General features: G+C 71.2%; 15 protein-coding genes. 12 read left to right on the top strand and 3 right to left on the bottom strand.

Translation table 11 applies throughout. The features are described from left to right. The first annotated feature begins 13 nt into the window (after positions 1 to 13). The 12 genes from ACWH95_RS00605 (at position 14) to ACWH95_RS00550 (ending at position 17,565) form a co-directional block, all read left to right on the top strand. Positions 14 to 772: a beta-phosphoglucomutase family hydrolase gene (locus ACWH95_RS00605; RefSeq protein WP_136034889.1), complete on the top strand. Its 759-nt coding sequence runs from the start codon at positions 14 to 16 to the stop codon at positions 770 to 772. Further along, a complete protein-coding gene (locus ACWH95_RS00600) occupies positions 769 to 3,279 on the top strand; it encodes a glycoside hydrolase family 65 protein (RefSeq protein ID WP_136044210.1) in 2,511 nt (836 codons plus the stop codon). Before ACWH95_RS00605 ends, ACWH95_RS00600 begins: the two co-directional genes overlap by 4 nt. Before the next feature lie 74 nt (positions 3,280 to 3,353). Next, entirely contained in the window at positions 3,354 to 5,771 is a 2,418-nt protein-coding gene (locus ACWH95_RS00595) for a DNA polymerase III subunit gamma and tau (protein WP_454119995.1), read from the top strand. Then, positions 5,771 to 6,364 carry a recombination mediator RecR gene (gene recR / locus ACWH95_RS00590; RefSeq protein WP_136032137.1) on the top strand — a complete coding sequence of 198 codons (594 nt, stop codon included), beginning with the start codon at positions 5,771 to 5,773 and terminating at the stop codon, positions 6,362 to 6,364. The genes ACWH95_RS00595 and recR overlap by 1 nt, the downstream gene beginning before the upstream one ends. Beyond that, on the top strand, positions 6,361 to 7,290 hold the full coding sequence (locus ACWH95_RS00585) for a DMT family transporter (RefSeq protein WP_454119994.1): 930 nt from the start codon (positions 6,361 to 6,363) through the stop codon (positions 7,288 to 7,290). The genes recR and ACWH95_RS00585 overlap by 4 nt, the downstream gene beginning before the upstream one ends. Positions 7,291 to 7,439: 149 nt before the next feature. Beyond that, positions 7,440 to 8,726, top strand: coding sequence for an aspartate kinase (locus ACWH95_RS00580; RefSeq protein WP_136032141.1), 1,287 nt, complete (start codon positions 7,440 to 7,442; stop codon positions 8,724 to 8,726). Between the two features lie 179 nt (positions 8,727 to 8,905). After that, positions 8,906 to 9,976 (top strand): aspartate-semialdehyde dehydrogenase, encoded by a 1,071-nt coding sequence (locus ACWH95_RS00575; RefSeq protein WP_136036897.1) that lies wholly within the window; start codon positions 8,906 to 8,908, stop codon positions 9,974 to 9,976. 320 nt (positions 9,977 to 10,296) lie between these two features. Continuing rightward, positions 10,297 to 13,224, top strand: coding sequence for a fibrinogen-like YCDxxxxGGGW domain-containing protein (locus ACWH95_RS00570; protein ID WP_454119993.1), 2,928 nt, complete (start codon positions 10,297 to 10,299; stop codon positions 13,222 to 13,224). 153 nt (positions 13,225 to 13,377) lie between these two features. Next, positions 13,378 to 14,808, top strand: a complete 1,431-nt coding sequence (gene mqo / locus ACWH95_RS00565) for a malate dehydrogenase (quinone) (RefSeq protein WP_240745413.1) — start codon at positions 13,378 to 13,380, stop codon at positions 14,806 to 14,808. 9 nt (positions 14,809 to 14,817) lie between these two features. Next, on the top strand, positions 14,818 to 15,471 hold the full coding sequence (locus ACWH95_RS00560) for a thymidine kinase (RefSeq protein WP_136032149.1): 654 nt from the start codon (positions 14,818 to 14,820) through the stop codon (positions 15,469 to 15,471). A 98-nt stretch (positions 15,472 to 15,569) separates the two neighbouring features. After that, on the top strand, positions 15,570 to 16,295 hold the full coding sequence (locus tag ACWH95_RS00555; RefSeq protein ID WP_454119992.1) for a FadR/GntR family transcriptional regulator: 726 nt from the start codon (positions 15,570 to 15,572) through the stop codon (positions 16,293 to 16,295). 10 nt (positions 16,296 to 16,305) lie between these two features. Next, entirely contained in the window at positions 16,306 to 17,565 is a 1,260-nt protein-coding gene (locus ACWH95_RS00550) for an alpha-hydroxy acid oxidase (protein ID WP_136032153.1), read from the top strand. A 20-nt stretch (positions 17,566 to 17,585) separates the two neighbouring features. Here ACWH95_RS00550 and ACWH95_RS00545 read toward each other — a convergent pair whose 3' ends face one another. From ACWH95_RS00545 to ACWH95_RS00535, 3 genes are read right to left on the bottom strand one after another with little or no spacing between them, the layout of a single operon-like run. Then, positions 17,586 to 18,428 carry a DUF1295 domain-containing protein gene (locus ACWH95_RS00545; RefSeq protein ID WP_206252934.1) on the bottom strand — a complete coding sequence of 281 codons (843 nt, stop codon included), beginning with the start codon at positions 18,426 to 18,428 and terminating at the stop codon, positions 17,586 to 17,588. Positions 18,429 to 18,479: 51 nt separating this feature from the next. Next, positions 18,480 to 19,247: an HAD-IIB family hydrolase gene (locus ACWH95_RS00540; RefSeq protein ID WP_454119991.1), complete on the bottom strand. Its 768-nt coding sequence runs from the start codon at positions 19,245 to 19,247 to the stop codon at positions 18,480 to 18,482. Beyond that, entirely contained in the window at positions 19,244 to 19,720 is a 477-nt protein-coding gene (locus tag ACWH95_RS00535; protein WP_136032158.1) for a VanZ family protein, read from the bottom strand. The genes ACWH95_RS00540 and ACWH95_RS00535 overlap by 4 nt, the downstream gene beginning before the upstream one ends. Positions 19,721 to 19,745: the final 25 nt, after the last annotated feature.

Genomic DNA, 19,745 nt, shown 5'->3' with positions numbered 1-19,745 from the left:
TCCTGGAGGCCCTGTGCCAGAAGCGCTGCCCGACCTGCTCCTCGCCGATGGAGTGCTGTTCGATCTCGACGGCGTGCTCACGCCGACCGCCGAGGTGCATATGAGGGCGTGGAAGGCCGTCTTCGACGACGTGTTCGCGCGCTGGGGCATCACCCCGCCGTACACCGACGAGGACTACTTCGCGTATGTCGACGGCAAGAAGCGCTATGACGGGGTCGCGAGCCTGCTGCGCAGCCGCAACGTCGAGGTGCCGTGGGGATCGGTCGACGACGACCCCTCGGCCGAGACCGTGTGCGGGATCGGCAACCGCAAGAACGCTGCCTTCGCGGCGTCGCTGCGCGGGCAGGGCATCGCCCCGTTCCCCGGCTCGCTCGCTCTGGTCGAGCGGCTGCACGCGGCCGGTGTGCCGATGGGCGTCGTGTCGAGCTCGAAGAACGCCGAGGAGGTGCTCGCCGCCGCCGGCATTCGCTCGTTCTTCCGCGTCGTGGTCGATGGCGTGGTCGCGGAGCACGACGGCCTGGCCTCCAAGCCCGCGCCGGACATGTTTGCGGCGGGTGCCGTCCGCCTGGGCGTCGACCCCGCCCGCAGCGTCGCGGTCGAGGACGCCACGTCCGGTGCCGCGTCCGCCGCCGCCGCCGGCTATGCGACCGTGATCGGCGTGGACCGCGGCACCGGTGCCGACGCGCTGCGCGCCGCCGGCGCCACGCACGTGGTCGACGACCTCGCTGCCCTGCTTCCCGACACCCGCACCGACATCCCGGAGACCGCATGATCGACCGCGACCGCTTCCCCGTCGACCCGTGGCGTCTGATCGAGACGCACTACTCGGAGGAGGGTGTCGGCGAGACGCTGTTCTCGGTCGGCAACGGCTACCTCGGCCTGCGCGGCAACCACATCGAGGGCCGCGGTGCGCACGAGCACGGCACCTTCATCAACGGGCTGCACGAGACCTGGCCGATCCGCCACGCCGAGCAGGCCTACGGGTTCGCCGAGGTGGGGCAGACCATCGTGAACGCGCCGGACGCCAAGGTGATGCGGCTGTACGTCGACGACGAGCCGATCTCGCTCGACGACGCCGACGTGCGCGAGTACGCCCGCACGCTCGACATGCGCACGGGCGTGCTGGAGCGTCGCGTGGTGTGGGAGACGCCGTCAGGCAAGCGGGTCCGCATGCGGGATCAGCGGCTGGTGAGCTTCGAGGAGCGTCACCTCGCGGTGCTGCGCCTCGAGGTCGTGGTGGAGAACGCGGACGCGCCCGTCACGATCAGCTGCCAGCTGCTGAACCGCCAGGACGGCGCCGGTGTTTACGCGGGGACGCCGATCGGAGCCAAGAGCGGCGCGGGCTTCGACCCGCGCAAGGCGGAGCGCATCGCCGACCGGGTGCTGGAGCCCGCGGAGCACTGGCAGGATGGGCTGCGCTCGGCGCTGTCGTACCGGGTCGCGGCGTCGGGCATGACCGTCGCGGTGGTGGCCGACCACATCGTCGAGACCGAGAACCAGTACAACGCCAGGACCCTGTGCGAGCCGGACATCGCGAAGAACGTGTTCCGGGTGCAGGCCAAGGCGGGCGTGCCGATCACCATCACGAAGCTCGTCAGCTACCACACCTCGCGGGGCGTGCCGACGCGGGAGCTGGTCGACCGGTGCCGTCGTTCGCTCGACCGCGCGACCGATGAGGGCGTGGAGTCGGTGTTCCGGCGGCAGCGCGAATGGCTCGACGCGTTCTGGGAGCGCAGCGACGTGCAGATCGGCGGGCGTGACGACCTGCAGCAGGCCACCCGCTGGTGCCTGTTCCAGCTCGCGCAGGCTTCGGCGCGCGCGGACGGGGCCGGCGTCCCGGCGAAGGGCCTCACGGGCTCGGGCTACAGCGGCCACTACTTCTGGGACACCGAGATCTACGTGCTCCCGTTCCTGACCTACACGACCCCGCGGTGGGCGTACAACGCGCTGCGCGCCAGGGTGAAGATGCTTCCCGCCGCCCGTCGGCGGGCGGCGCAGCTCAACGAGGCGGGCGCGCTGTTCCCGTGGCGCACGATCAACGGCGAGGAGGCGTCGGCGTACTACGCGGCCGGCACGGCGCAGTACCACATCAACGCCGACATCAGCTTCGCGCTGGGCAAGTACGTGCGCGCGACGGGCGACGAGGCGTTCCTGCGCCGCGAGGGTGCCGACATCGCGATCGAGACGGCGCGGCTGTGGGCGACGCTCGGATTCTGGCGCGGTGCGCGGCTGGTCGAGCAGTCGGACGCGGGTGACGGCCTGCAGACGTTCCACATCCACGGCGTCACGGGGCCGGACGAGTACACGACGGTCGTGAACGACAACCTGTACACGAACGTCATGGCGCGCTACAACCTCCGCTACGCGGCCAAGGTGGTGCGCGAGATCCGCGACAGCTACCCCGAGGACTACGCGGCACTGGTCGAGCGCACGGGGCTGGGGCCGGGCGAGGCGGAGTCGTGGGAGCGGGCGGCCGAGGCCATGTACATCCCGTACAGCGAGAGCCTGGGCATCCACCCGCAGGACTCGCTGTTCCTGGAGCGCGAGGTGTGGGATCTGGCGAACACGCCGGCGGATCAGCGGCCGCTGCTGCTGCACTTCCACCCGCTGGTCATCTACCGGTTCCAGGTGCTGAAGCAGGCCGACGTGGTGCTGGCGCTGTTCCTGCAGGGCAACCACTTCACGCCGGAGGAGAAGAAGGCCGACTTCGACTACTACGACCCGCTGACCACGGGCGACTCGACGCTGTCGGCCGTGGTGCAGTCGATCCTGGCCGCGGAGGTGGGGTACCAGGATCTGGCGCAGAAGTACTTCGAGCAGTCGCTGTTCGTCGACCTGCACGACCTGCACCACAATGCGTCGGACGGCGTGCACGTGGCCTCGGCCGGCGGGGTGTGGACGGCGCTGGTGTGCGGCTTCGGCGGCATGCGCGACTACGCGGGCGACCTGAGCTTCGACCCGCGGCTCCCGGCGGGGTGGCCGTCGCTGTCGTTCCCGCTGCAGTGGCAGGGCTCGGCGCTCACCGTGACGGTCACGCGCGAGGAGCTGCGGGTCGAGGTGCGCAGCGGCCCTCCGGTGCCCTTCAGCGTGCGTGACACCGCGTACTTCGCGACGCTGGAGGACCCGGCGGTGGTGCGGCTGGCCGACCAGGGGCCCGTGATCGCCGGGCGGCCGACGCTGCGGGAGTTCGCCGATGCGCGGCGCGACGACGGCACGCGCCTGTCGGCCTCGGTGCCGGTGATCACGACCGCGATTCCGGTCGTCGAGCCGATCGACTGAGCCGGGCCGCGCCTCCTCCGTCGAGGAGGGGGCGCGACCCGCCGAACGTCGGTGGCACGCCGTAGGCTGGGGTGGTGACCACAGCCCTCTACCGCCGCTACCGCCCCGAGACGTTCGGCGAGATGATCGGGCAGTCGCAGGTGACCGATCCGCTCATGACGGCGCTGCGCGGAGACCGCGTGGGTCACGCCTACCTCTTCTCCGGTCCCCGCGGCTGCGGCAAGACCACGTCGGCCCGCATCCTGGCGCGCTGCCTGAACTGCGCCGAGGGCCCGACCGACACCCCGTGCGGCGCGTGCCCGAGCTGCGTGGAGCTGTCCCGCGCGGGCGGCGGGTCGCTCGACGTGGTGGAGATCGACGCGGCGAGTCACAACGGCGTCGACGACGCGCGCGACCTGCGTGAGCGGGCCACCTTCGCCCCGAGCCGCGACCGCTACAAGATCTTCATCCTCGACGAGGCGCACATGGTCACGCCGCAGGGGTTCAACGCGCTCCTGAAGCTGGTGGAGGAGCCGCCGGAGCACGTGAAGTTCATCTTCGCGACCACCGAGCCCGAGAAGGTCCTCGGGACCATCCGCTCGCGCACGCACCACTACCCGTTCCGGCTCGTGCCGCCCGCCGCGATGCTCGAGTACGTCGAGAAGCTGTGCGCCGAGGAGGGCGTGGTCGTCGACCAGGGCGTGCTGCCGCTCGTCGTGCGTGCGGGCGGCGGCAGTCCCCGCGACACGCTGTCGCTGCTCGACCAGCTGATCGCCGGGTCCGACTCCCCGGCTGGGTCGGAGACGGTCACCGTGGGCTACGCGCGCGCCGTGGCACTGCTCGGCTACACGCACGGGGCGCTGCTCGACGAGATCGTCGATGCGCTCGCCGCGGGCGATGCCGCCGCGGCCTTCCCCGCGATCGACCGCGTGGTGCAGACCGGGCAGGATCCGCGGCGCTTCGTCGACGACCTGCTCGAACGCCTGCGCGACCTGATCGTGATCGCCGCCGTGGGCTCGGGGGCGTCCGCGGTGCTGCGCGGCATCGCGGAGGACGAGCTCGACCGCATGCGCCGCCAGGCCGAGGCGTTCGGGGCGCTCCGGCTCTCGCGCACGGCCGACGTCGTGAGCGCGGCCCTCGACGACATGTCCGGCGCCACGTCGCCCCGCCTCCACCTCGAGCTCATGGTCGCGAGAGTGCTGGCGGAGGCCTCGGGCGCGGGCGCTGCTCCCGGCACCGCGTCGTCCGCGGTCGGGGGATCGGCCCCCGCGCCGGCTGCGGCTCCCGCGTCGGCCGCGGCCGCAGCACCGTCTGCCGTGCCACCCGCACCGGCCATGGCGCAGGCGTCTGCCGCGCCGGGAACGTCGGCGACGCCCACCTCGTCCGGGGCTCCCGCTGCACCCTCACCGGCCCCGGCACCGTCCGCTGCTCCCGCTGTGCCGACGCCCGCCTCGACCGTGGCACCGGCCGCGTCGGCTCCCGCAGCGCCCGCGTCCTCCGCGGCGAATGAGGCGGTGTCGTCCGATCGGGCCTCCGATCCCGCGAGCCCCGACCGCGCCACCTCCACCTCCACCTCCGCCTCCACCTCCGCCTCCGGGGGCTCCGACGCCGGAGGCTCAGCCGCCGCCGACGACACCGCGTCGGCGCCGTCCGTGTCTTCGCCGCCCCCCGCCGGCCCGGTCACGTTCGACCGCATCCGCGCGGCGTGGCCGTCGGTGCTCACCCGGCTCGAGGGCATCAGCCGCACGTCGTGGCTGCTCGCCACCGCGGTGCAGCCGCTCGCGTACGACACCGACTCCGAGGTGCTCACGCTCGGGTTCACGAGCCAGCACGACGTGGCGAAGTTCAAGGGCACCACGCCCGGCTCCGGTCCGTCCGACCACCTGCGCTCCGCGATCGAGCAGGAGGTCGGCGTCCGGGTGAAGTATCTGCCGGCGCCGATGCCGCAGGGGGGAGCGCCGCGCCAGCCCGCATCCTCCGGGTCCAGCGCCCCCGCCGACGCCGCACCCGCATCGGAGCCTGCCTCAGCGGCGCGAGCCCGCCCGCAGGTCCGCAGCGACTCCGCCGCGCCCGTGACCGAGTGGGCCGTGGCCGCGATCCCCACCGCGGAGCCGGTGGCCGCCGCCGCCCCGGCGCTCGCGGTCGACGAGGAGCCCGAAGAGGTCGAGGCCGCCTCGTCCGCGCCCGCTCCACCGGCCGACGGTGCCGTGGACCGCGACGAGCCGCCGCTGCCCGGAGACGACGAGGCGCCCGCCTTCGACGACGAGCCGCCCTACGACCCGTCGTACGAGCCGGCGTACGAGCCGCGATCCCCGTCCGCCCCACCAGCGGCGCGCCCCACCGCGCAGCCGTCCAGGGCCGCCGCTCCGTCGGTCGCCACCCCGCCCGTCGTGGTCGAGCGCACCCCCGCCGCCGGGGGCGTGCAGCGCTACGGTGAGGCCGTGATCCGCCAGGTGCTCGGAGCGACGTTCCTTCGCGAAGAGCCCTACGAGCCCCCCACGAGGTTCTCCTGATGTACGACGGCATCGTCCAAGAGCTGATCGACGAGTTCGGCCGGCTTCCCGGCATCGGGCCCAAGTCCGCGCAGCGCATCGCGTTCCACATCCTGCAGACGCCCACGTTCGACGTGGCGCGGCTGGCCGAGCTGCTCACCGAGATCCGCGTGCGCGTGCGCTTCTGCGAGATCTGCGGCAACGTCGCGGAGCAGGAGCGGTGCGCGATCTGCCGTGATCCCCGTCGCAATCAGGCGCTCATCTGCGTGGTCGAGGATGCGAAAGACGTGGCGGCGATCGAGCGCACGCGTGAGTTCCGTGGCCTGTACCACGTGCTCGGCGGCGCCATCAGCCCGATCGCGGGCATCGGACCGGACGATCTGCGCATCGCGCAGTTGATGACGCGCCTCGCCGACGGCACGGTGCAGGAGGTCATCATCGCCACGAACCCCAACCTGGAGGGCGAGGCGACCGCGAGCTACCTGAGCCGGCTGCTCACCACGATGCAGATCACGGTGTCGCGCCTGGCGTCGGGGCTGCCCGTGGGCGGCGACCTCGAGTACGCCGACGAGGTCACGCTCGGTCGTGCCTTCGAGGGGCGGCGCGTGCTGTGACCCCGCACTCCGGCTTCACGCGCCGGGGCTGGCTGCTCTTCGGAGTCATGGCCCTGCTGTGGGGCGTGCCCTATCTGTTCATCAGCATCGCGGTGGAGTCGATCTCCCCGCCGGCGATCGTCGCGGGCCGCACGCTGATCGCGGCGCTGCTGCTGCTGCCGTTCGCGCTGCGCAGCGGAGCCCTGCGCGCGGCGCTCCGGCACTGGCCCTGGGTGCTCGCGTTCGGCGCTGTCGAGATGGCCGGGCCCTTCGTGCTCCTCGGTCACGCGGAGATGACGCTGCCGTCGGGGATGACGGGGCTCCTGGTCGCGACGGTTCCGCTGTTCGCGGCGCTGATCGCGCTCGGAGGCGGCGACCGCGGCGTGCTGCGCCCCGCCCGGGGCATCGGTCTGCTCGTGGGTTTCGTCGGCGTCGCGATCGTGGTGGCCGGCCCCGGTCTGTTCGGCGGCGACGTGAGTCTGCTGGCGGCGGGTGAGGTCCTGCTGGTCGCGGTGCTCTACGCGATCGCGCCCTTCATCGTGGCGCGAAAGCTGGCCGACGTGCCGTCGCTGGGCACCATCACGCTGTCCCTGCTGATGATCGGCCTCGTCTATCTGCCGATCGGTCTCCTCACACAGCACGAGGTGCCGACGCTGCCCTCGCTCGGGGCTCTGCTCGCCCTGGCGGTGATCTGCACGGCGCTGGCGTTCCTGGCGTTCTTCGCTCTCATCCGCGAGGTGGGCCCGGTGCGCGCCCCGCTGTTCACGTACGTGAACCCGGTGGTCGCGATCGTCCTCGGGGCGATCGTCCTGTCCGAGCCCCTCACACCGGGACTGCTGATCGGCTTCCCGCTGATCATCGTCGGCTGCTGGTTCGCCGCGACCGGCGGGCGGCTGCGCCCCGTGCCCCCGCCGTCCTCCACCCCGGCCCCGCCCGTCGCCCTCTGAGCCCCTCGCCCTCTGAGCCCGTCGCCCTCGCGGCTCCCCAGAGCCGTGTACTCGGCGGAGCCTCCGTGTCCGTCACATGCGCGGTCGGGCATGTGCGCGATCCGTAGAATGAGCGTGGGCGGATCCGCCCGTCATCCCCGGGAGTGAACGTGGCCCTCATCGTGCAGAAGTACGGCGGCTCGTCCGTCGCGAACGCAGAGAGCATCAAGCGCGTCGCCAAGCGCATCGTCGACACCCGTCGTGCGGGCCACGACGTGGTGGTCGCGGTCAGCGCGATGGGCGACACGACCGACGAGCTGCTCGACCTCGCCAACGAGGTGGCGCCGATCCCGGCACCGCGCGAGCTCGACATGCTGCTGTCCAGCGGTGAGCGCATCTCGATGGCGCTGCTGGCGATGGCGATCCACTCGATGGGCTTCGAGGCGCGGTCCTTCACGGGCAGCCAGGCCGGGATGATCACGGACTCGCAGCACGGCGCCGCGCGCATCGTCGACGTCACGCCGGTGCGGCTCCGTGAGGCGCTCGACGAGGGTGCGATCGTGATCGTCGCCGGGTTCCAGGGCTTCAACCGCGACACCCGCGACATCACCACCCTCGGCCGTGGCGGCTCCGACACCACCGCCGTGGCCCTGGCGGCAGCGCTCGACGCCGACGTCTGCGAGATCTACAGCGACGTCGACGGCATCTTCACCGCGGACCCGCGGGTGATCCCGAGGGCGCAGAAGCTCGACCACGTGTCGAGCGAGGAGATGCTCGAGCTCGCGGCGAACGGTGCGAAGGTGCTCTACATCCGCGCGGTCGAGTACGCACGCCGTCACGGCGTCCTGATCCACGCCCGGTCGACCTTCTCGTCGGCCGAGGGCACGTACGTTCTGGGCGAGGGCATGAAGAACCCTCGCGAAGCCGAGGGAGCAGCCATGGAAGAGCCCATCGTCGCCGGAGTCGCCACGGACTTCAGCCAGGCCAAGATCACGGTCGCGGGCGTGCCCGACGTTCCTGGCAAGGCCGCCGACATCTTCAAGATCGTCGCGAAGTCGGGCGCGAACGTCGACATGATCGTGCAGAACGTGTCGGCCGCGTCCACCGGACGCACCGACATCTCGTTCACGGTGCCGAAGGCGGATGCCACCGCAGCCCTGAAGGCCCTTGCGGGTGAGCAGGCCGAGGTCGGCTTCCTGAACCTGGTGCACGACGACCAGATCGGCAAGCTCTCGGTCGTCGGTGCGGGCATGCGCACGCACTCGGGTGTGTCGGCGACGCTGTTCGAGGCGCTGTCGGAGGGCGGCATCAACATCGAGATGATCTCCACGTCGGAGATCCGCATCTCGGTGGTCCTGCGCGCCGACGACCTGGCCGAGGCGGCCCGCACCGTGCACACCGCCTACGGGCTGGACGGCGAGGCCGAGGCGACGGTCCACGCCGGCACCGGTCGCTGATCCTGCCATCGGCCGCCCGGATCCTGCCGACGTCGTCACGGCGCCGTCACGCGGGCGGTCGGCCGCTGTCGGCACGGTAGACTCACCGAAACCCTGACACCGGCGCCAGGCGTGGCCTCCGCATCCCGTCGCCGCGCCCGAAGCCTCGTACGCCGTACCGCACGAAGCCAAGGAACCTCATGACCCGCATCTCCGATTCAGGACTCTCCGTCGCCATCGTCGGCGCCACCGGCCAGGTGGGCACCGTGATGCGCGAGATTCTCGCGGAGCGGTCGTTCCCGATCCGCGAGCTGCGCCTGTTCTCGTCGTCGCGATCCGCGGGCACCGCGATCGAGTTCGGCGGCGCGACCGTGATCGTGGAAGACGTGGAGACGGCGGACCCCGCGGGCATCGACATCGCCCTGTTCTCCGCCGGCGCGACCGCGAGCCGTGCCTACGCGCCGCGGTTCGCCGAGGCGGGCGCGGTCGTGGTCGACAACTCGAGCGCGTGGCGGATGGACCCCGAGGTCCCGCTCGTGGTGAGCGAGGTCAACCCGCACGCGATCGACGCCCGTCCGAAGGGCATCATCGCCAACCCGAACTGCACCACGATGGCGGCCATGCCGGTGCTCAAGGCGCTCGACGCCGAGGCCGGGCTCGAACGGCTCATCGTCTCGACGTATCAGGCGGTCTCCGGCTCCGGTCTCGCCGGCGCCCAGGAGCTGCTGGGCCAGGTCGAGGGCGTGCTGGCTCAGGGCAACACCCTGGAGCTGGTGCACGACGGTTCTGCCGTCGACTTCCCGGAGCCCGAGAAGTACGTGGCACCGATCGCGTTCGACGTCATCCCGTTCGCGGGCAACCTCGTCGACGACGGTGACAACGAGACCGACGAGGAGAAGAAGCTCCGCAACGAGAGCCGCAAGATCCTCGAGCTCCCGGGTCTGCGCGTGGCGGGGACGTGCGTGCGGGTGCCGGTGTTCACGGGTCACTCCCTCTCGATCAACGTCGAGTTCGCGCGGGACATCACGCCCGAGCGCGCGCGCGAGGTCCTGAGCGCGGCCCCCGGGGTCGTGCTCGATGAGGTGCCGACGCCCCTGCAGGCCGCCGGCAAGGACCCGAGTTTCGTCGGTCGCATCCGCGCCGACCAGTCCGCGCCGGAGGGCAAGGGGCTCGTGCTGTTCCTCAGCAACGACAACCTCCGCAAGGGAGCCGCGCTGAACGCGGTGCAGATCGCCGAGGTGCTCGCGGAGCGCCTGGCCCCCGTGCGCTGACCCGGGGCGCGGGACCGTCCCGCCCACGGGGACAGCGGGACCTGACCGTCATCGCATATCGGCATGCTCAAGGATCGAACCGCTCGGCAGGTAACGTGTTAGCCGGCCGAGGTCGCCGCTCCGCGCATCCGCGGGTCCCGACGGAGACCTCCTAGCCGGGCCGTCCCGATCGGGGCGGCTCCTGGTCGTCCCTCCGCGGGGGCGCAGGCGCCGCGGCGCGTGCGCGCGGAGGGGCGTGGATTCTGGGGGTAGGACGAATGGGTCTCGATCGGAGATCACGGGGGGCACGATTCCGTCGTGCCCTGGCGACGGCGGCCGCGGTGACGGCGACCATCGCGGGCTCGCTGGTGGTCGGGGGTGCGCCGGCGTCTGCGGCGGCGGCTCCCGATGGCCTGACGCAGGAGACGGCCGCGGCGTCGTGCTGGGAGGTGAAGCAGAACGATCCGACCGCGCCGGACGGCGTGTACTGGCTGGTGACTCCGCGGCTCGTGGCGCCACAGCAGTTCTATTGCGATCAGACCACCGGCGGAGGCGGATGGGTGCTCATCGGCCGCGGCCGCGAGGGGTGGAAGGAGGGCTACAACGGTGTGGGAACACCCGAGCAGATCCGCGACACCCCGGCGGGCACTGCGGCGTTCGCGCCCGCGCAGCTGTCGTCGAAGACGATCGACGGGTTGCTCGACGGCGGTCGCGTCGACGCGCTGCAGGAGGGCGTGCGTGTCCGTCGCGCGCTCGACACGGCGGGTTCGGCGTGGCAGGAGGTGCGCTTCTCCTTCGCCAACCGCGACCGCTGGGTGTGGACGATGGGCGGCGGGCACGTCCTCACGTCGTTCTCCTTCAAGAACCCGGGGGAGCGGTCGAAGACCACCGGCAGCGGCGGGACGTCGGCCGTGTTCGGCGTCGACACCGGCACCAAGCGCGTCCGCTTCGAGGAGGGCGATCTGCCGTACCGCTTCCGCAACGGCTGGTCGTTCGGGGCGCAGGTGTCGGGGAACGAAGACCCGTCGTCGTACCTGTGGGCTCCGGCGGGCACGAGGGGCAAGGCGCGCCCCTTCGCCCAGGTGTTCCTTCAGCCGAAGCTCATGACCAGAGACCTCGACTACGGCACGATCGGGTCCCAGGGTGCTCCGGCCATCACGCAGTCCGCGATTCCCAACAGCAACGCCATGACCACGACGTGGGGTGTCGCCGGGCTCGCCAACGGGCTGTCCGGGGAGGCGAACACCGAGGTGGCGTCCTTCGGCGAGGCGGGCGGCAACGTGTTCGTCGGCGGGAACTTCGCCACGGTCCAGCAGTCGGAGGCGGGCGCCGGTCAGGTGGCGCAGCCCTACCTCGCCGCGTTCGCCCTCGGCACGGGCGCGTGGGTCTCGTCGTTCCGGCCCGTCCTGAACGGGCAGGTGAAGGCGATCGCCGGTCTTCCCGACGGGCGGGTCGCCATCGGCGGCCAGTTCTCGACGGTGAACGGCGTTCCGCAGGCCGCGATCGCCTTCCTCGACCCGGCGACCGGGCAGCTGTCCGGTCCGCAGGTCGTCGCCGAGCATCGGGCGGCGGGGGCGGTGCCGTACGTGCGGGACTTCGACGTGCAGGGGGACTACCTGTATGTCGCCGGTTCGTTCACCCACCTTCGGGCGGCCTCGTCGACCGTCAGCGCGAGCGCGTGGGACGGGGGCCGGATCGACCTCACGACCGGCCGGCCGGACACGGCCTGGAATGCCAACCTCAACGGCACGAGCATGTCCGTGGACGCGTCGGCGGCCGGCGATCGTGCGTACTTCGCCGGCTACTTCACGATGCAGGGGGCGATCACGACCACCAGCGCTGCGGCCCTGCAGACCACGGCGGGTGCCGCCGGTGTCACGCCGCACTGGACGCCGACGTTCAGCAGGCCGATGTACGACGCCGCGGGGAACCCCACGGGGTGGGTCTATCAGAACGCGGTGACCGAGACGGGCGGTCGACTGTGGCTCGGCGGATCCCAGCACTCCCTGTTCTCCTACGACCGCACCGACTTCCGCCTGATCAGTGGAAACGTCACGCTGAAGGGCGGCGACTTCCAGACGATCGCCCAGAACGCGGACTCGACCCTCATCGCCGCCGGGTGTCACTGCGGTGATTGGGTGTATGAAGACGCCTACACGAACCCGGAGACGCCGACGACTGCCTCGGAGATCGACGACATGTCGTTGATCGGCGTCTGGGACGCGGTGACGGGTCGACACGTCTACGAGTTCGCGCCCGATCTTCAGGCGCGCGAGGGGCACGGCGCCTGGGCCTCGTTCTTCGACAGCACGGGTGTGCTGTGGGCGGGTGGCGACATCACCCGCTCGGTCCGTGCGGGTGGTTCCCGGCAATGGTCCGGTGGTTTCGTGCGGTTCGCTCCGAGGGACTCCGTCGCCCCCGCTGTGCCGACGGGCCTCACGGTCACCCCGGCCGGCGGGGCGACGACGTTGACGTGGAACCGCATCTCGGATTCGAGCTCGGTCACCTACGAGGTGCTGCGCGGCAACCGCGTGATCGCGTCGACGACGGCGGCGAGCTACACGGCGCCGGCGTCGTCGGAGGCTGCGACGTACTACGTCCGGGCGCGGGATGCGGCGGGCAACCGCTCCGCGACCACGGCGGGTGTCGCCGCGGCTGCCGACGCCGCTGCTCCGGCCCCCGCTCCCGCTCCGGTCGCGCCCGACGAGGCCGTCACCCCGGACGCAGCCGTGCAGCCCGGGCAGCCGTCGACGGACACGTTCATCGCCAACGGTGCGACGTGGTCGTGGCGGTACTCCGCCGATCCGCTCCCCGCGGACTGGAACACGGTGGAGTTCGACGCGTCCGCCTGGCACACGGGCCCCGCGGTGCTGGCGCGCGGGGTCGCCGGTGCGGCGACGGACATCGACCCGGACGACCTCGCGGTCAAACCGCAGAGCGCGCATTTCCGGACCGCCTTCACGGTCGACGACCTGACGGGTCTGCACGACGGAACCGTGTCGGTGATCGCGGATGACGGGGTGGCCGTCTACCTCAACGGCGTGGAGATCGGGCGGTCGAATCTTCCGGCCGATGCGACCCTCCGCCAGACGACGTTCGCGTCGTCCTCGGTGGCACCCGGCAAGGCGGCGGCCGGTCGCGCGTCCTTCACGGTGCCGGTGTCGCTGCTCCGGCCGGGCGTCAACGTCATGTCGGCGGAGGTGCACGAGAACAATCCGGGCAGCGCCAACATGAGCTTCGACCTGACGTACACCGCTCCGCGCAACTGAGAACGGACGACGCCGAGCCCGCTCCCGCCGCACGGGGGAGCGGGCTCCGGCGTGCCCGAGCGGGGTCGCCCGGCGGACGATCGGCCCCGAGCCACGCCCTAGACTGGTCGGGTGACTGAAAACGTCGATGTCGTGCTGATCGGTGGTGGCATCATGAGCGCCACCCTGGGTACTCTGCTGCACGAGCTGCAGCCGGAGTGGAAGATCGTCGCCTTCGAGCGGCTGTCCGACGTGGCGCAGGAGAGCTCCAATCCCTGGAACAACGCGGGCACCGGGCACGCCGCGCTCTGCGAGCTCAACTACATGCCGCAGCAGGGCGATGCTCCGCTCGACCCCGCGAAGGCCGTGTCGATCAACGAGCAGTTCCAGCAGAGCCGGCAGTTCTGGTCGTCGCTCGTCGAGAAGGGTGTGCTGGACGCGCCGTCGACGTTCATCAACGCGACCCCGCACATGACGTTCGTGCGCGGCGAGAAAGACGTGGCGTACCTCAGGAACCGCTACGAGGTGCTCAAGGAGCAGCCGCTGTTCGCGGGCATCGAGTACAGCGAGGACTCCCGCGTCATCAACACCTGGGCGCCGCTGCTGATGCAGAAGCGACGCAAGGGCGAGCCCTTCGCCGCCACCCGGGTGCCCGCGGGCACCGACGTCGACTTCGGCGCCCTGACGCACCAGCTGTTCGATCACCTCCGCGAGTCCGGCGTCTCGGTGCGCACGAACCACGAGGTGAAGTCTCTCAAGCGCCAGAAGGACGGCACCTGGCTCCTCAACTACCGCACCACGGTGGGGCGCACGCCCAACCAGATCAAGGCGAAGTTCGTGTTCGTCGGGGCGGGCGGCTGGGCGCTCAAGCTGCTCCAGCGGTCGGGCATCCCGGAGATCAAGGGCTACGGCGTCTTCCCGATCGGTGGGCAGTTCCTCAAGACCACGAACCCGAAGATCGTCGCTCAGCACAAGGCGAAGGTGTACTCGCAGGCGTCCGTCGGTGCGCCGCCGATGTCGGTGCCGCACCTCGACACCCGCGTGGTCGACGGCGAGGCGTCGCTGATGTTCGGCCCGTTCGCGACCTTCAGCCCGAAGTTCCTCAAGAACGGCTCCATGCTCGACATCGTGACGCAGGTGCGCGCGCACAACCTGTGGCCGATGCTGCGGGTGGCGTTCGCGAACCCCGATCTGATCACCTACCTGATCAGCGAGCTGATGAAGAACCACCGCAAGAAGGTCGACAGCCTGCGCACGTTCATGCCCACCGCGAAGGACGAGGACTGGACGCTCATCAACGCCGGTCAGCGCGCGCAGGTCATGAAGAAGGATGCGAAGAAGGGCGGCGTGCTGCAGTTCGGCACCGAGGTGGTCGCCGCCGGCGACGGCTCGATCGCGGGGCTGCTCGGCGCCTCTCCGGGGGCTTCCACGGCCGTGCCGATCATGCTCGATCTGCTCAAGAAGTGCTTCCCGGGCGAGTTCCCCGCGTGGGAGCCGCGGCTGCGCGAGCTGATCCCGACCTTCGGCCAGAAGCTCAACGCCGATCCGGCGCTCGCGGAGGAGTCCACGGCGGCGACCGCCGCCGCCCTCGGCATCAACGCCTGAGACCGGACCGTGGCGAAGCTCTACTTCCGCTACGGCGCGATGAACTCGGGCAAGTCGACCGCCCTGCTGCAGGCTGCCTACAACTATGAGGAGCGGGGCCAGCACGTGCTGCTCGCCAAGCCCGCGATCGACACCAAGGGCGCGGCGGAGATCGAGAGCCGCCTCGGCGTCACGCGGCAGGTGGACTTCCTGATCGGGCCGGAGGACGACGCGCGGGCGCTGTTCGCAGAGCATCGTACGCGCATGCGGCGCTCCACCGAGGAGGAGCTGCTGCCGACGGCCCCGATCGACGTGGCGTGCCTGCTGGTGGACGAGGCGCAGTTCCTCACGGCCTCCCAGATCGACGACCTGTTCCGGGTCGCGGTGGAAGACGGCATCCCCGTGATGGCCTACGGCATCCGCAACGACTTCCTCACCCACGCGTTCCCCGGCTCCGCGCGGCTGCTGGCGATCGCGCACTCGCTGGAGGAGCTCAAGACCATCTGCCGCTGCGGGCGCAAGGCGGTGTTCAACGGCCGCGTCGTCGGCGGCCGCTTCGTGTTCGACGGAGATCAGGTGGCGATCGACGAGGGCGCGGACGGCTCCGCGTCGCCCGAGCTCACCACCTACGAGTCGCTGTGCGGCACCTGCTACCTGGAAGAGTCGGGCGGGCGCCTGGGGTGACCTGATCGCTCTCGCTGCCGCCCGTCTCCTCGCGAGGCGGGCGGCTTTGCGTGGTCTGACCACACGGGGTACGCTGTGGTCAGACCACAGGAGGCGGGATGGCGGAGGAGCAGCCGGCGCGAGCATGGCGACTCGTGCTCGAGCACATCGAGCGCGACCTCCTCGACGGACGCCTCGGCCCCGGCGACCGGCTGCCGTCGGAGCGCGACCTGGCGAGCGACCTGGGTGTCGGACGCTCCAGCGTGCGCGAAGCCTTCCGCGTGCTCGAGGTGCTCGGCCTCATCCGCACCGCGACCGGATCGGGCCCGCAGGCGGGAGCGATCGTGATCGCGACGCCGACCGGGGGCATGTCCGCGCTGCTGCGGCTGCAGGTCGCGGCGCAGGGCTTCCCGCTCGACGATGTGGTGCGCACCCGCCTGGTGCTGGAGGACGCGGTCGTCGCGGCCCTGGCGTCCGGAGGCGGCGGCGACACCGCGAAGGCCCACGAGCTGCTGCACGCGATGGACGCCGCGGGCTTGACCCCGTCCGAGTTCCTCGCCCTGGACGCCCAGCTGCACCTGTCGCTCGCCGAGGGCAGTGGCAACACGGTCATCGCCGCGATGATGGCGGGGCTGCGGTCGTCGATCGAGTCGTATGTGCTCGCCGGAGCCGCCGCGATCCCCGACTGGGACACGATGGCGACACGGCTGCGCGCCGAGCACCACGCCCTCGTCGCCGCGATCGACGCGGGCGATGCGGAGGCGGCCCGCGCGCTGGTCCGCGCCCACATCACTGGCTACTACACGTCCGCGGGGCTCACCCGCGACATCCACCCCCACGACTGAGAGGCACGCCATGGTCCAGCGCCAGCTCCCCAACCCCGCCGAGCTGTTGGAGCTCATGAAGTTCAAGAAGCCCGAGCTCGACGGCCGCAAGCGCCGGCTCGACGCGGCTCTCACGATCGACGACCTCCGTACGATCGCGAAGCGCCGCACGCCCAAGGCGGCGTTCGACTACACCGATGGCGCGGCGGAGGGCGAGCTGTCGCTGAGCCGCGCCCGCCAGGCGTTCCAGGACGTGGAGTTCCACCCCGGCATCCTCAAGCCCGCGCCGGATGTCGACACGACGGTCGAGATCCTCGGCGGGCCGTCCGCGCTGCCGTTCGGCATCGCCCCGACCGGGTTCACGCGGCTCATGCAGACCGAGGGGGAGGTCGCCGGTGCCGGCGCTGCGGCCGCGGCGGGCATCCCGTTCACGCTGTCCACGCTCGGTACGACCTCGATCGAGGGGGTCAAGGCCGCGAACCCGCACGGGCGCAACTGGTTCCAGCTCTACGTCATGCGCGACCGCGAGATCTCGTACGAGCTGGCACGCCGTGCCGCCGCCGCGGGCTTCGACACGCTGCAGTTCACGGTGGACACGCCGGTCGCCGGTGCCCGGCTGCGCGACAAGCGCAACGGCTTCAGCATCCCGCCGCAGCTCACGCTCGGCACGATCGTCAACGCGATCCCGCGGCCCTGGTGGTGGTTCGACTTCCTGACCACGCCCAAGCTGGAGTTCGCGTCGCTGAGCTCCACCGGCGGCACGGTCGGCGAGCTGCTCGACGCCGCGATGGACCCCACGATCAGCTATGACGATCTCGCGGTGATCCGTGACATCTGGCCCGGTCGCATCGTGATCAAGGGCGTGCAGAACGTCGAGGACTCCGTGCGACTGCGCGACGCCGGTGTCGACGGCATCGTGCTGTCGAACCACGGCGGTCGTCAGCTCGACCGCGCGCCGATCCCGTTCCACCTGCTGCCCCAGGTGCGCCGGGCCGTGGGCGACGACTTCACCGTCATGATCGACACCGGCATCATGAACGGCGCCGACATCGTGGCCTCGGTCGCGCTCGGGGCGGACTTCACGCTGATCGGCCGCGCGTACCTCTACGGCCTGATGGCGGGCGGCCGCCAGGGCGTCGACCGGACGATCGCGATCCTGCGCAGTGAGATCGAGCGGACCATGCGTCTCCTCGGCGTCGCGTCGCTGGCGGAGCTCGAGCCGGCCCACGTCACGCAGCTGACGCGTCTGGTGCCTGTCGCGCGCGACGCCGCGGGGGCCGTCGTCCGCTGACGTCGCCGTGCCGGGTTCCGCTACGACTGCGGGGCCACGGCGCGGCGCCGCGGTGGCCACGGCACGAGCATCGACGTGGTCTGCCGGTAGTCGGCGTATGCGGGGTACTTCGACGCGGTGATCGACTCCGTGAAAATCGTCGAGCCGAGGAACAGCACCGTCAGGAGCGCGGCGCCGACGATCGTGGGGTTCAGCACGCCCCCGAGCACCCCGGCCCCCGCGGTGGCGGCCGCGGTCGCGCCCAGCGCGTAGAACGCCCACCACTGCGCCTGTTCGAAGAAGAAGTTGGGGTGTCGGCTGTAGCGGAACAGCCCGGTCGTCGCGAAGCCGGGCGCGAGGTCACCGCCAGCCTGCTTCTTGCGCTGGTGGAAGTTCCACTGCTGCTGGTCGGCGACCGTCTCGCCGACCAGGAACCCGAGGAATGCGATCGTGAACAACGCGTCCCACCCGGTCAACGCGGTGGGGTGCTGGGCGGCCAGCCATGCCGGAAGGGTGATCAACACGAGCAGGGTCATCTGGTACCCGATGATGAACAGCAGATTGAACACCTGGAACTGCCACGGGCGCATCCGCTTCCGCAGGATCGCCCAGCGGTAGTCCTCCATGCCGGTGTAGCCGCCCTTGCGGGCGAAGTTGAACGTGAGCCGCGCGCCCCAGGCCGTCACCAGGATCCCCATCAGCACGATGCGCGCTGATCCGGCGTCGGCGGTGAAGGCGCCGGCCACGAAGATCCAGACATAGACGACGGGGACGATCGACCACGCGCGGTCGACCCACGACGTGTCACGGGTGATCAGCGACAGGATCCAGCACACGAGGCTGGCCAGCGCTGCGACGAGGACGACGATCTGCAGGGCATCCATGACGCCATGCTAGAGCCAAGCCAGGCCGGGTGTCCGGCACCGGCCGCCGCCTCAGACGCGCGACGTGAGGGTGGGCAGCAGGGCTTCGAGGCGGGTGGCGGTGTCCTCCCAGCCCTCGACGGCGATCGACGGGACCCCGATCGCGAGGACCGGGTAGTCGTTGCCGCCCTCGTCGAGCCGGTCGCCGTAGAACAGCATCGCGTCCAACGGGATGCCCGTGTGCGCGGAGAGCTGCCTCATGCCGAACGCCTTGTCGATCCCGACGCGGGTGATGTCGATCGAGGTGGAGCCCCCCGAGCGCACCTCGAGCCCGGGGAGTCGGGCGGCGACCGCGTCGCGCAGGGCCGCGCGCTTGCTGCCGGACGGATCCCACGCGTGCTTGGCCTCCCGCGGAGCCCGCTGCCCGAGCGCGGAGAACGTGATCTGCGAGCCGCGGTCCTCCAGGATGTCGCCCCAGGGGTCGGTCTCCCACAGGCCGAGCCGCTCCGCCTCCTCGCGGAGCGCCGTGAGAGCGGACGCCTTCTCGTCGTCGCTCAGGTCGTGCGCGTACACCGGCGCGAAGTCGGCGCCGTCGTGGCGCAGGTAGCGGGTGCCGCAGGTCGGCAGCAGGTGCAGCCGGGCGAGAGCTGCGGCGTCGGCATCGGCGAGCTGGGCGATCACCTGTGTGCGGAACTGGGGCTCGTTGCCCCCGGAGATGATGGCGACGTCGACGCTGCGGAGAAGCTCGCGCAGGAGGCCGGAGATCCGCGGGTCGATCGGGCCCTTAGAGGGGGCGAGGGTGTCATCGAGGTCGAAGGCGACGAGTGCGGGCGAGGTCATGATGCCTCCAGCCTAGGAGGTCGCAGCCGTGAAGAGCGTGGAGCTGCGAGCAGCGTGCACAGGAGGGCGAGGGCCACGCCCAGGGTGGCCCCGGTGGAGTTGGCCAGCACGTCGTTCATCGTCGCATCGCGGTGGGGCAGGGCGAGGTGCTGCGCGGTCTCGATCGCGAGAGAAAGTGCCGGTCCGACCAGCAGCGACAGCGGCCACACACGGCGGGGGAGGAGCAGGAACGCGAGGACGCCGAGGGGCACGAAGACCGCGATGTTCGACAGAACTTCCAGCCGCGTGAACGTCAGTGCGGTCCAGCCGAGCCGGTGGGTGAGCGACACGATCACGTCGAGCAGATTCGGGACCGCATGCTCGACCCGGGACGGCGTGAGCGTGAGCAGGGCGAGCCCCGCGAGGAACGGGACGCCGAGGGCGAGCGCCCAGATGCGGGTGGCGCGACGCGGCGGAGGCAGGAGCGTCCCCATGCGGTCCCCTTTCGCACGCTCTCCG

Source organism: Microbacterium sp. NPDC055502, from assembly GCF_053643635.1.
This window is presented reverse-complemented; position numbering and strand designations above follow the sequence as displayed.